Genomic DNA, 11,819 nt, shown 5'->3' on the forward strand with positions numbered 1-11,819 from the left:
GGTCAGCCGGCAATCGCAGCGTTGAGTTGCGCTTGCAGGGCTGCGGCATCCAACTCCTGACCAATCAGCACCAAGTGTGTGGCACGCTCTTCATCGGCACGCCAGGCGCGGTCGAAGTGCTTGTCGAAACGCGTCCCGACACCTTGAATCAGCAGGCGCATCGGCTTGCCGGGAATGGCCGCGAAGCCCTTCACACGAAGAATGCCGTGCTGCACCACCAACTGATTCAGTGCATCGAGCAGGACTTTCTCGTCAGCTTGCGGCAGTTTCAGGGATATCGAATCGAACGCGTCGTGATCGTGGTCATCATGATCGTCATCGTCGTGGTGATCATGGTGGGTCTTGCGCGCATCGATATGCAGTTCGGACTCGGCACCGACACCCAGCAACACGCTGATCGGCAGGCGACCACTGCTGGCTTCGATCACCTTGACGGCAGGCGGCAACTCTTCGGCAACTTCGGCACGCACCGTCGCCAGACCTTCGGCGTCGATCATGTCGGCCTTGTTGAGGATCACCAGATCAGCGCTGGCCAGTTGATCGGCAAACAGTTCGTGCAGGGGCGACTCGTGGTCCAGGTTGGGATCAAGTTTGCGCTGCGCATCGACCTGATCAGGGAAGGCAGCGAAAGTACCAGCCAGTACCGCCGGGCTGTCGACCACCGTAATCACCGCATCGACCGTGCAGGCGTTGCGGATTTCCGGCCATTGAAAAGCCTGGACCAGCGGCTTGGGCAGCGCCAGCCCCGAGGTTTCGATCAGGATATGGTCCAGATCACCACGGCGCGCGACCAGTTCGCGCATGACCGGGAAGAACTCTTCCTGCACGGTGCAGCACAGGCAGCCGTTGGCCAGTTCGTACACCCGGCCGTTGGCTTCTTCTTCGGTGCAGCCGATCGTGCACTGCTTGAGGATTTCTCCGTCGATGCCCAGCTCGCCGAACTCATTGACGATGACCGCAATGCGCCGCCCTTCGGCGTTGTCGAGCATGTGCCGCAACAGGGTGGTCTTGCCCGAGCCGAGGAAGCCGGTGACGATGGTAACGGGAAGCTTGGCCAGTGTTTTCATCAGGTGCCCTTTGGCAATGCGGCGGGCAAACAGGACGAGAACCGCATGCATGACACGCAGATCGGATCGCCACCGGATCACCCCGCCCGGTTGTAGTGAGAATTCTCCAGGGCCGCAGCATGTGCGGCCCGTTCGAGGCAGGTCTCCTGGCTCACGGCGGCGTGCGGCAGGCAGTGAGAAACGCCGACACGCATTCATCGCGCCTTCCCGCCGCAGCAGTGGCTGTGCAATGAACATGACCGTTTACAGTTGCGGGGGCAGCTGCGGCTTGTACCGCATTCCCGTCTTAGCTCCACTGAGTGATGTTTTACCCGGGGAGAACCTCGAACCGGGGTGTGTAAAAACGTCACGAGCGAAGGCAAGACAAGGCAAAAACAGGCGAAAAAGCGGAGTCTAGGTGTTCTAAATGAGCATTTTTCGCCTGTTTTTAACGCAGTATTGCCAAGCGCAGTAGTTTTTACACAGCCTGGAACCGGCAAGGCTACGCAGTGACTGCAGACAGGTCAATCGTTCAGATTGACGCTGCCCCGCCGCCCATGCTCTCCTGTGCGCCTTGTTTCGGGTGCCCCTCACGGGGTGAAACGGGAAACCGGTGCGCTCGCGTTGTCGAGCAAGTCCGGTGCTGCCCCCGCAACGGTAAGCGAGAGTAGGTCTGATCCACTGTGCCGCTGGCATGGGAAGGTGACCTTGCAGGCTTTGACGCACTGACGTCCTGGCCCCTCGCGAGCCCGGAGACCGGCCCGATATGCTTGCAATGACAAACCCGCGGTGGGCGGGCGCAGTTGAAACCTCCGGCATCTGCCGGCAGGTTCTTTTGCGCGTGGCCCACTTGCCGATTACCAACAAGAGGGAACGCCATGTCGACCATCAGCAGCCACGCCGCCGCGCCCAGCTCCACACGCACTCAACGCCTGACAGCCGCCATCAGCGCTGCGCTTCTCGGCGCCTGCCTGGTGTACTTCGCCGGTTTCTCGCACATCGCGGCCGTGCACAACGCGGCACACGACACCCGTCACAGCGCTGCCTTTCCTTGCCATTGAGGGCTACACAATGTTCAAGCGAATCGCCTACACCGCAGGTTTCACCGGCCTGCTCGCCGCCCTGCTGCTGACCCTGCTGCAAAGCCTGTGGGTGGTGCCGCTGATCCAGCAGGCCGAGACCTACGAAAACGCGCCTGCCGAGCAACTGCATCAGCACACGGACGGCGCGTTGGCCGAACACAGCCATGCCCATGAAGAAGCGGCCTGGGAGCCCGAAACCGGTTGGCAGCGTGTGCTGTCCACCACCGGCGGTAACCTGGTGGTCGCGGTGGGCTTTGCGCTGATGCTTGCCGGGCTTTACGCCCTGCGGGCACCGGGTCGCACCGTGCAAGGCGCATGGTGGGGGCTGGCCGGTTTTGCCGTGTTCGTGCTGGCCCCGACCCTTGGCCTGCCACCCGAACTGCCAGGCACGGCCGCCGCCGAGTTGAGTCAGCGTCAGCTATGGTGGCTCGGCGCTGCTGCGTCGACTGCCGTCGGGCTGGCCTTGCTGGTGTTCGGTCAGAACTGGCTGCTCAAAGCACTGGGTGTGGCGATTCTGCTGGTCCCGCATGTGCTTGGCGCGCCACAGCCGCTGGTCCATGAAAGCCTGGCTCCCGAGGCTCTGGAATCGCAGTTCATGATGGCCTCGCTGCTGACCAACGCGCTGTTCTGGGTCGCTCTGGGATTGATCAGTGCCTGGCTGTTCCGCAAAAACGATGTGCACGCCGACCATGTCGACCTGCATCAGGCCTGATCCAGTTACCCTTCAACCCGGCGCACCTCTGGTCGCCGGGCTGGGCTGTCGGCGCGGCTGCTCGGCTGCGCTGTTGCGCGATCTGCTTGAGCAAAGCCTGCAGGCACTTGAGCTGGACATTGCCCGGGTGACCGCGCTAGCGTCCATCGACCTGAAACAAACCGAGCCCGGTCTGCTTGAGCTGGCCGAGCAACTGGCAGTGCCACTGGTATGCTTCAACGCCGCGCAACTGGTAGCGTGGGAACTGCACCTCACGCACCGCTCTGCGCAGGTCTTCCAGAGCACTGGCTGTCATGGCGTCGCCGAAGGCTCGGCCCTGGCACTCGCGGCGCAACTGGGAGACGGTACGGCTACGCTGCTGATAGAACGGCAGAAAAGCGCGCAGGCCACATTTGCCTTGGCAATCAGCCCTGCGCACAGCGGATAATCTCCCCGCGCTCATTCACCCCGGAGAATTCATTGACTGTCTATTTCATCGGCGCAGGCCCTGGCGATCCGGAGCTGATCACCGTCAAGGGACAACGCCTGATTCGCAACTGCCCGGTCATTATCTACGCAGGCTCGCTGGTCCCCCTCGCAGTGCTGGAAGGTCATCAGGCCGTGCAGGTGACCAACAGCGCCGAGCTGCATCTGGAGCAGATCATCGAGCTGATCAAGCGCGCACACGCACAGGGCCAGGATGTCGCACGCGTGCACTCCGGAGACCCGAGCCTGTATGGCGCTATCGGTGAGCAGATCCGCCATCTGCGCGAACTGGGCATTCCGTTCGAAATCATTCCGGGAGTGACCGCGACCGCTGCCTGCGCTGCATTGCTGGGCGTCGAGCTGACCCTGCCGGACGTTTCGCAAAGCGTGATTCTGACCCGCTATGCCGACAAGACCTCAATGCCCAGCGGCGAGGAACTGGCCAGTCTGGCCAGCCATCGGGCAACGATGGCGATTCATCTGGGGGTGAACAACCTGCAGCGGATCGTCGAAGAGCTCGTGCCACATTACGGCGCCGACTGCCCGATTGCCGTGGTGCACCGCGCCAGCTGGCCGGATCAGGACTGGGCCGTTGGCACGCTGGCGGATATTCAGGAAAAGGTACAGGCCAAGGGCTTTCGCCGTACAGCGCTGATTCTGGTCGGACGTGTGCTTGCCGATGACACCTTCAGCGAGTCCTCGCTGTACCGCGCCGGGCATGCCCACCTGTTCAGGCCGGTGTAGTCAGTACCTCTACGCGGCACGACGATCGCATCGCGTAATGCAAAGCGTGCCAACGTTGAGCTGGCACGCTGATTGGTATTGCCCTCCTCAGGCAGCCGCCTCATACAGCTTCGGCGCGGCCACTTCGCCGCTTTCCAGGCTCTTGCGCAGAATATCGGCCTGCACGGCAGCTGCTTTCATGGCGCTTTCCTTGATGTAGCCATAGCCGCGAATGCGTTCCGGCAGGCGTGCCAGACTCAAGGCGGTGTGGCGATTCTGCGCCTGAAGGTGCTGCAGGATCAGTTCGACATCGCTGACATAGTGATCAATCAGCGCCCTCTCCTGCTGACGCTCAAGGCTGCGACCGAACGGATCGAGCGCCGTACCACGGAGAAATTTGAACGCCGCCAGCACATCGAAAGCGCGCAGCATCCACGGGCCAAAGCTGCGTTTGCGTGGCAGGCCCGTGTGCGGGTCGCGCTTGGCCAGCCACGACGGTGCCAGATGAAACTCCAGTCGATAGTCACCTTCGAACTGCGCCTGCAACTGGCGGGTAAACTCGCCGTTGCTGTACAGCCGCGCCACTTCGTATTCGTCCTTGTACGCCAGCAATTTGAAGTAATTGAACGCCACAGCCTCGGTCAGCGTCGGCTGCTGACCGGGGAACGCCCGCGATTCGCTGTCGCGTACGCGTTGCACCAACGCCAGATAGCGCTTGGCGTAAGCCGCGTTCTGATACTGCTTCAAGGCATCGACGTTGCTCTGGATACGCTGATCAAGGTCCATCGGTTGCGGCTCGCTGACCTTGTCTTGCGGATTGACGAAGGCCTCCACGGCGGCGGGATCATGCGCGGTACGACGGCCCCAGAGAAACGCCTGCTGATTCAGGTTGACCGCAACGCCGTTGAGTTTGATGGCCTTCTCGATGGCCGCCGAGGTCAATGGAATCAGGCCCAGCTGGAACGCATAGCCGAGCATGAACAGGTTGCTGGCGATGCTGTCGCCCATCAGTCGGGTGGCCAGCGAGGTGGCTTCGACAAAGTGGGTCTTCGCCGCGCCGACCGCCTCGATGATGGTCTGCTTCATGGCCTCGGCCGGGAACACGGCATCCGGATTGCGCGTGAACTCGGCGGTCGGTGTTTGCTGGCTGTTGACCACCGCATGGGAAATCTTGCTGTCGAGCTTGGCGATCGCATCCGGGCCGGCAGCCACCAGCAAGTCACAGCCGAGCAGCAGGTGCGCTTCACCGGCGGCGATACGCACGGCGAACAGATCCTCCTGGCGCGCGGCAATGCGGATATGGCTGACCACCGGACCGAATTTCTGTGCCAGACCCGCCTGATCAAGCACGCTGCAGCCCTTGCCTTCCAGATTCGCGGCATAGCCCAGCATCGCGCCGACGGTGGTCACCCCTGTGCCGCCGACACCCGGCAGGAGAATATTGAACGGCCTGTCGAGCGACGGCAGTGCCGGTTCTGGCAGACGCGCGAACGCCTCGACCTGCTTGGGCAACACAGGCTTGCGCAGTTTGCCGCCATGCACCGTAACGAAGCTTGGGCAGAAACCCTCGACGCAACTGAAATCCTTATTGCAGGCGCTCTGATCGATTTCGCGCTTGCGCCCCTGTGCCGTTTCCTTGGGCAGCACAGACAGGCATCCGGATTTCACCCCACAGTCGCCGCAGCCTTCGCACACCGCCGGGTTGATCAACGCGCGCTTTTCCAGGTCAGGCATGGTGCCGCGTTTGCGACGGCGGCGCTTTTCGGTGGCGCAGGTCTGGTCGTAGATGATGACCGACACGCCTTTGAACTCGCGTAACTCGCGCTGCACGCTATCCAGGTCGCGCCGATGATGAAAGGTGGTAATCGGCGCGAAGTCCTCACGACTCGGGTACTTGTCCGGCTCGTCGGAAACCAGCGCGATGCGCAGCACGCCTTCGTTGAACACCTGACGGCTCAGTTGATCGACGCGCAGCACGCCGTCGATCGGCTGGCCACCGGTCATGGCCACCGCATCGTTGTAGAGAATCTTGTAAGTAATGTTGACCTTGGAGGCCACTGCCGCACGCAGCGCCAGGTGCCCCGAGTGAAAATAGGTACCGTCGCCCAGGTTCTGGAAAACGTGCGGAGTTTCGGTGAACGGTGCCTGACCGATCCAGGTCACGCCCTCGCCGCCCATCTGGGTGAACGTATCGGTTTCGCGATCCATCCAGATGGTCATGTAATGGCAGCCGATCCCGGCCAGGGCGCGACTGCCCTCCGGAACCCGGGTCGAGGTGTTATGCGGGCAGCCGGAGCAGAAATGCGGGGTGCGCTGGGTGGTGAACAGCGGCGCCTGCAACGCTTGCTCCTTGTCGCTGAGAAACTGCAGGCGCGCGTCGATCTGCGGGCTGCTGTAGAACGGCGCGAGGCGTTTGGCGATCACCCTGGCAATCATCGCCGGGGTCAGCTCACTGAGGTTCGGCAGCAGTGAACGGCCCTGCTCATCGAACTCGCCGACCACCACTGGCCGCCGTTCAACAGGCCAGTTGTAGAGCTGACCGGTCAACTGGTCTTCAATGACACTGCGTTTTTCCTCGACCACCAGAATTTCGTCCAGCCCTTCGGCAAAATCGTGCACCGACACCGGTTCCAGCGGCCAGCTCATGCCGACCTTGAGCACGCGAATCCCGACCTTCTCGCACAGCTCCTGATCGATACCCAGCTCTTCGAGGGCCTGCCGCACGTCCAGATAGGACTTGCCGGTGGTGATGATGCCCAGCCGGGGTTGCGCAGAATCGATCACCACCTTGTTCAACTGGTTGGCGCGCGCGAAGGCCCTGGCGGCGTAGATCTTGTAGGTATTGAGTCGGGCCTCCTGAGCCAGCGGCGGGTCCGGCCAGCGGATGTGCAAACCGCCTTCGGGTATGTCGAAGTCGTCAGGGATACGGGTTTTGATCCGCAATGGATCGACCTCGACCACCGCGGAAGAGTCGACGTTCTCGGCAATGGTCTTCATCGCCACCCAGCAACCACTGTAACGCGACAGCTCCCAGCCAATGATGCCGTAGTCGAGAATCTCCTGGACATTACTGGGGTTGAGCACGGGGATCATCGAGGCAATGAACGCGTGCTCACTCTGGTGAGCGATGGTCGATGATTTGCAGCCGTGGTCGTCGCCCGCCAGGATCAGCACACCGCCATTGGCCGCAACACCGGCCGAGTTGCCGTGCTTGAACACATCACCGCAACGATCTACGCCCGGCCCCTTGCCGTACCAGAGGGCGAACACGCCATCGTACTTGCCATGTGGGAACAGGTTGACCTGTTGACTGCCCCAGACCGCCGTGGCGGCCAGTTCTTCGTTGATGCCCGGCTGAAAATGGATGGCGTTTTGTTGCAGGTAGTCCTTGGCGTCCCAAAGGCTCTTGTCCAGATTACCCAGCGGCGAACCGCGGTAGCCAGAGATGAACCCGGCAGTGTTCAGGCCCTGCGCCTCATCGCGCTGCTTTTGCAGCATCGGCAGGCGGGTCAGGGCCTGTGTGCCGGTCAGGTACAGATTGCCGGTGGCAAGCCGGTATTTATCATCCAGACGAATATCAGCCAGGGACATGCGCATACCTCTCTTGTTCTTATAAGTCAGGTCATTTGCACCGGGACGGTCCTGCCCGGCAGCCTTGCAACTAGACTGCCAGCAGCAAAGAGGCTTTTTCTTTCTAAATGCGCGCAAATCTGCTGATATTCAGCATGCTTTTTTCGGCCAGAACAAAAAACAAGGTCAATTCATGCAGCCAAAATTGAGCCCTATCGATCGCAGGATTCTTCGTCTGCTGCAACATGACGCCAGCCTGTCGGCAGCGGAAATCGCCGAACGCGTCGAGCTGTCGCAATCGCCCTGCTGGAGGCGCATTCACCGCCTTCAGGAAGACGGGGTGATCGAACGCACGGTCGCCCTGCTCAGCACCCAGAAGCTGGGACTGAGCATGACGGTGTTCGTCGAGGTCAAGCTGTCAGGCCATGGCCGTCGCTATCTGGCGGAGTTCGAGGAGGCGATCATCGGCCACCCCGAGGTGCTGGAGTGCTACACGATGGCCGGGGGGATGGATTTCATGCTCAAGGTGGTCGCTCAGGACATCGCCAGCTACGAGCGCTTTCTGCGCGATCATTTGCTGCAATTGCCCCACGTCCACGAAGCCCATTCAAACATTGCCATGAGCACGGTGAAGCGCACCACGGAGCTGCCGCTGGACTAGGCGATATCGGGGAGAAGCCAGAAAAGAAAATCCGCCGAGCGAGCGCTGGCGGATTATCGGTATCAATGAGGGCAATAAAAACATTTGACTTGCAAATGATAATGATTATTATTGCATCAGCGGGTCGCGAGACTCGCTGGATAACCGGGAAGTCTTAGGTCGGCTTCCTGATTATCTCCTCATCAGGCTAATCACGGTTTTTGACCCGGCTTTTTGCCGGGTCTTTTTTTGGTTCTTTCTTTATGGTTTCGCTGCTTCAGGCTAATGAAGTCTGGGTGTTGCGCGGTGTGTTGCAATGACGCGGATCATAGCAAAGGCCACTCGATCAAGGCCATGCTTTTATGGCAAAAACGCCACAATGCGGCAGATAAAAAGTAATTGCTGCGACTTTTCACTTGAGAATGATTCTCGTATTCACTAGTCTATTCTTGTCACGGACGCTACCCGACATCACAAGGAAGACTCCCATGGACGATCAGCGAGCTATACATCATGAGTAATCAGCTCTCGTCTCTACTGCACCTCCCTGTCCGCGTGCCCGAGCCGCAACCCACGCTGCAGGCCATTGAACTCGGTCACCGACTGGGCAAGCTCTCGCGCCGGACCCGGCAGATATTTCTGCTCAGCCGACTCGACGGACTGGCCTATGCCGACATCGCGCGCTTCATGAACGTCGATATCGCCCGGGTAGAGCGTGCGATGCTTCGTGCGCTGGGCAAGGCCCACGTACCTGGCGCGGCAGACACCCCAAGCGCTGCCATTCAGGCTGCCATTCAGAATCAGGCCATTCGCTGGTATGTGCACCTGCAGAGCCCAGCGGCAACCGCCAGCGAACGCATCGAATTTCGCCACTGGCTGGACGCCGACGCCGCGCACCTTTCGGCCTTCCAGAACAGCGAGCGACTGTGGCGTCAGTTGCAGGCGCCCGCCTCGCTGCTCGGCGCATCCGGCTGGCATCGGCGCAAGCGCAGTGTGTATCTGATCTGGTGCCTGCTGACCGCCTTCATCTGCAGCCTGATGGTCACTGCCGAAGCCATATCCTGAGGCGCAGATGACCGTTGCAGTGAAGTTTACGTCGCAGGGCGCGATGTTGATCGGTGTACAGTAGTGGCCTGAAAAGGCATCTACGCAAGCAGGCACCTATCTTGACTCTCACTATTGGTTCAGATTTCGACAGCGGCAACATTCAGGTTCTCGACGCAAGCGACCCGGCGCATATCAGGCTGGCGATTCGGCCCGACACGCAAAGCGCGCATTTCCAGTGGTTTCATTTCAAGGCAGAAGGCCTGAACGTCGGCCAGACCTATGGCTTCAGCCTGACCAATGCCAGCGAGTCCACGTTCAACAGTGCCTGGACCGGCTACAACGCCGTGGCGTCCTACGACCATGAGAACTGGTTTCGGGTAGCGTCGGATTTCGACGGCAAGGCGCTGAATTTCAGCCTGGCCCCGGACCAGCCGCAAGTCTGGTTTGCGTACTTCGAACCCTACAGCCGCGAACGCCATGAGTGGCTGATCGAACAGGCGCAGGAAAAAGCCGGTGCGCAGTTGCTGGCTGTCGGCAAAAGCGTCGAGGGTCGGGATATTCAACTGCTGCGCAAAGGCGACGGTGCCGAAGGCAAACGCAGGATCTGGATGATTGCCCAGCAGCACCCTGGCGAACACATGGCCGAATGGTTCATGGAGGGCGTAATCGAACGCCTCCAGCAAAAGGATGACGCCGCGCTGCAGCAATTGCTGGCAGAAGCGGATCTTTACCTGGTACCGAACGTCAACCCGGACGGTGCCTTTCATGGCCACTTGCGCACCAACGCCAACGGCAAGGACCTTAATCGTGCCTGGCAGGACAGTACCGAAGCGCTGAGTCCGGAAGTGTCTTTCATCAGGCAGCAGATGGAAAAGTACGGCGTGGACATGTTCCTCGACGTGCACGGCGACGAGGAAATCCCCTACGTATTCACTGCCGCCTGCGAAGGTAATCCGGGGTATAGCGCACAGCAACGCCAGCTTGAAGAGCGCTTTAGCAGCCGCCTGTGCGAGGTCAGCGACAACTTCCAGACGGCTCATGGCTACCCACGCAGCGCGCCCGGTCAGGCCAACATGAACCTGGCCGCCAATGCTGTGGGCGAACGCTACAAGTGCCTGTCACTGACCCTGGAAATGCCGTTCAAGGATCACGACAACGCGCCAGACCCGGTCACCGGCTGGTCAGGCAAGCGCTCCGCGCAACTGGCCGGGGATATACTGACCGTGTTGTCCGAGATGGTAAAAGAGCTGCGTTAAGGGCTCTCCTGCCTTCAGGCAAACCGAAATGCCCACCTATGCGTGGGCATTTTTGTTTGCGCTGGCGGCACGGCGTACGATCAGACTGGCCAGCGCGATCAGCGCCAGCGTGATCACCACTGCCCCGTAGACATTGCTGGTCATCACCAGCCCCGCCGAGTGGGCAAAGAAGCCGGCGACCAGTGCCGGTATGCAGAAGGCCAGGTAGCTGAGCACCAGAAAAGCCGACATCAGCCCGCCCCGCTCGTGGGCATGCGCCAAGGGCATGAGCATGCGCAGCGCGCCCAGAAAGCTCGACCCGAAACCCACACCTGCGACCACTGCGCCGACGAAAAACAGCCACAGCAAACCCAGGTTGATCGAAAGCAGGATCACCGCGACACCCAGCGGCAGAAAGCTCGCACCTACCCACAAGCCGAGTACCGGCTCGCGCTGACGCAACGTCAGAATCGCCGCCGCACCGCTGAGGGTCAGCGCCGCAACCGCCAGGCCGCCATTGAGCGGTGAGGTGGAGCCGGTCGCCGCTACCAGCAAGGACGGGCTCAACGACAGAAAGAAGCCACCCAGCGCCCACGCGGCGATGTCCACCGGCAGAACCAGCCACAGCATGCGGCGTGCCTGCTGCGGTACATGCAGCGAGGGCTTGAGGGATTGCCAGACACCAGGCTGAGGACTGACGGTTTCTTCGACGCGTCCCAGGTACAGGGCCTGACTCAGAAATGCGGCCAGCAGCAAGCAGTAACCGAGTATCAACGGCAACGGCGCGAATTGCGCCAGCAGTGCTGTCCCCAGAGCGCCAACGGCCATGCCGAGCATCGGCGAAATGCTGTTGATCAACGGCCCCTTGACCGAATCATTGTCCAGCAAGGCTGCGCCCAGTGCGCTGGCAGCCAGACCTGTTGCAAAACCCTGCAGCAGGCGCGCAGCCACCAGCCAGCTGACGTCACTGGCCAGAATGAACAGCAGCATCGAGACGCTTTGCAGCAGCAAGGCGCCGAAAATCACCGGGCGCCGCCCCAAATAGTCAGACAGCGACCCGCCCATCAACAAGGCAGCCAGCAGGCTGAATGCATAGACTGCAAAAATCAGGGTAAGCACGCCCGCCGAGAATCCCCATGCTTCCTGATAAAGGTGATAAAGCGGCGTGGGCGTGCTGGACGCGGCAAAAAAGCATAACGTGGTAAACGCCAGAAACCCGAGATGGTTTCGTGCCCGACCGTCAGACTTCACGTCTGGCGACGTCGAATCGTGTGAAGAAAGGGACATGGATACGCTCTC

The 11,819-nt window shown here is 60.8% G+C and carries 10 protein-coding genes and 2 riboswitches; of the genes, 7 read left to right on the forward strand and 3 right to left on the reverse strand.

Features of this window, described 5'->3' with window-relative positions; genetic code table 11:
• Window positions 1-2: 2 nt before the first annotated feature.
• On the reverse strand, window positions 3-1,067 hold the full coding sequence (gene cobW, locus BT119_RS13950; protein WP_011268157.1) for a cobalamin biosynthesis protein CobW: 1,065 nt from the start codon (window positions 1,065-1,067) through the stop codon (window positions 3-5).
• A 118-nt stretch (window positions 1,068-1,185) separates the two neighbouring features.
• Window positions 1,186-1,408: riboswitch (cobalamin riboswitch) on the reverse strand.
• Window positions 1,409-1,610: 202 nt separating this feature from the next.
• A riboswitch (cobalamin riboswitch) is annotated at window positions 1,611-1,826 on the forward strand.
• Between the two features lie 98 nt (window positions 1,827-1,924).
• On the opposite strand from cobW, the gene BT119_RS13955 reads away from it, so the two are divergent.
• The 4 genes from BT119_RS13955 to cobM are packed head-to-tail and all read left to right on the forward strand — an operon-like array spanning window position 1,925 to window position 4,049.
• On the forward strand, window positions 1,925-2,107 hold the full coding sequence (locus BT119_RS13955; RefSeq protein WP_003342053.1) for a CbtB domain-containing protein: 183 nt from the start codon (window positions 1,925-1,927) through the stop codon (window positions 2,105-2,107).
• 10 nt (window positions 2,108-2,117) lie between these two features.
• On the forward strand, window positions 2,118-2,840 hold the full coding sequence (locus BT119_RS13960) for a CbtA family protein (RefSeq protein ID WP_072366084.1): 723 nt from the start codon (window positions 2,118-2,120) through the stop codon (window positions 2,838-2,840).
• Window positions 2,818-3,267: a cobalamin biosynthesis protein gene (locus tag BT119_RS13965; RefSeq protein ID WP_004413808.1), complete on the forward strand. Its 450-nt coding sequence runs from the start codon at window positions 2,818-2,820 to the stop codon at window positions 3,265-3,267. The genes BT119_RS13960 and BT119_RS13965 overlap by 23 nt, the downstream gene beginning before the upstream one ends.
• Window positions 3,268-3,299: 32 nt before the next feature.
• On the forward strand, window positions 3,300-4,049 hold the full coding sequence (gene cobM / locus BT119_RS13970; RefSeq protein ID WP_003364531.1) for a precorrin-4 C(11)-methyltransferase: 750 nt from the start codon (window positions 3,300-3,302) through the stop codon (window positions 4,047-4,049).
• Window positions 4,050-4,136: 87 nt separating this feature from the next.
• Here the strand turns inward: cobM and BT119_RS13975 are convergent, their stop codons facing one another.
• Entirely contained in the window at window positions 4,137-7,619 is a 3,483-nt protein-coding gene (locus BT119_RS13975; protein WP_072366239.1) for an indolepyruvate ferredoxin oxidoreductase family protein, read from the reverse strand.
• Window positions 7,620-7,791: 172 nt separating this feature from the next.
• Here BT119_RS13975 and BT119_RS13980 point away from each other — a divergent pair, with 172 nt between their 5' ends.
• From BT119_RS13980 to BT119_RS13990, 3 genes are all read left to right on the forward strand, one after another.
• The gene (locus BT119_RS13980; RefSeq protein ID WP_004413813.1) at window positions 7,792-8,259 is read left to right on the forward strand and encodes an Lrp/AsnC family transcriptional regulator; all 468 of its coding nucleotides are present in this window, start codon (window positions 7,792-7,794) and stop codon (window positions 8,257-8,259) included.
• 492 nt (window positions 8,260-8,751) lie between these two features.
• The gene (locus tag BT119_RS13985) at window positions 8,752-9,303 is read left to right on the forward strand and encodes a DUF4880 domain-containing protein (protein WP_072366086.1); all 552 of its coding nucleotides are present in this window, start codon (window positions 8,752-8,754) and stop codon (window positions 9,301-9,303) included.
• Window positions 9,304-9,404: 101 nt separating this feature from the next.
• On the forward strand, window positions 9,405-10,541 hold the full coding sequence (locus BT119_RS13990) for a M14 family metallopeptidase (protein WP_046719296.1): 1,137 nt from the start codon (window positions 9,405-9,407) through the stop codon (window positions 10,539-10,541).
• A 36-nt stretch (window positions 10,542-10,577) separates the two neighbouring features.
• On the opposite strand, the gene BT119_RS13995 is transcribed toward BT119_RS13990, so the two are convergent.
• Window positions 10,578-11,807 (reverse strand): MFS transporter, encoded by a 1,230-nt coding sequence (locus tag BT119_RS13995; protein ID WP_042930247.1) that lies wholly within the window; start codon window positions 11,805-11,807, stop codon window positions 10,578-10,580.
• Between the last annotated feature and the right edge of the window lie 12 nt (window positions 11,808-11,819).

It is taken from the genome of Pseudomonas sp. NFACC10-1, from assembly GCF_900119195.1.
Taxonomy (GTDB): domain Bacteria; phylum Pseudomonadota; class Gammaproteobacteria; order Pseudomonadales; family Pseudomonadaceae; genus Aquipseudomonas; species Aquipseudomonas cerasi.

Bases quoted from the DNA above. Each gene is read 5' to 3' on its own strand.
- cobW (WP_011268157.1), bottom strand. From the start codon at position 1,067: ATGAAAACACTGGCCAAGCTTCCCGTTACCATCGTCACCGGCTTCCTC.
- BT119_RS13955 (WP_003342053.1), top strand. From the start codon at position 1,925: ATGTCGACCATCAGCAGCCACGCCGCCGCGCCCAGCTCCACACGCACT.
- BT119_RS13960 (WP_072366084.1), top strand. From the start codon at position 2,118: ATGTTCAAGCGAATCGCCTACACCGCAGGTTTCACCGGCCTGCTCGCC.
- BT119_RS13965 (WP_004413808.1), top strand. From the start codon at position 2,818: ATGTCGACCTGCATCAGGCCTGATCCAGTTACCCTTCAACCCGGCGCA.
- BT119_RS13975 (WP_072366239.1), bottom strand. From the start codon at position 7,619: ATGTCCCTGGCTGATATTCGTCTGGATGATAAATACCGGCTTGCCACC.
- BT119_RS13980 (WP_004413813.1), top strand. From the start codon at position 7,792: ATGCAGCCAAAATTGAGCCCTATCGATCGCAGGATTCTTCGTCTGCTG.
- BT119_RS13985 (WP_072366086.1), top strand. From the start codon at position 8,752: ATGAGTAATCAGCTCTCGTCTCTACTGCACCTCCCTGTCCGCGTGCCC.
- BT119_RS13995 (WP_042930247.1), bottom strand. From the start codon at position 11,807: ATGTCCCTTTCTTCACACGATTCGACGTCGCCAGACGTGAAGTCTGAC.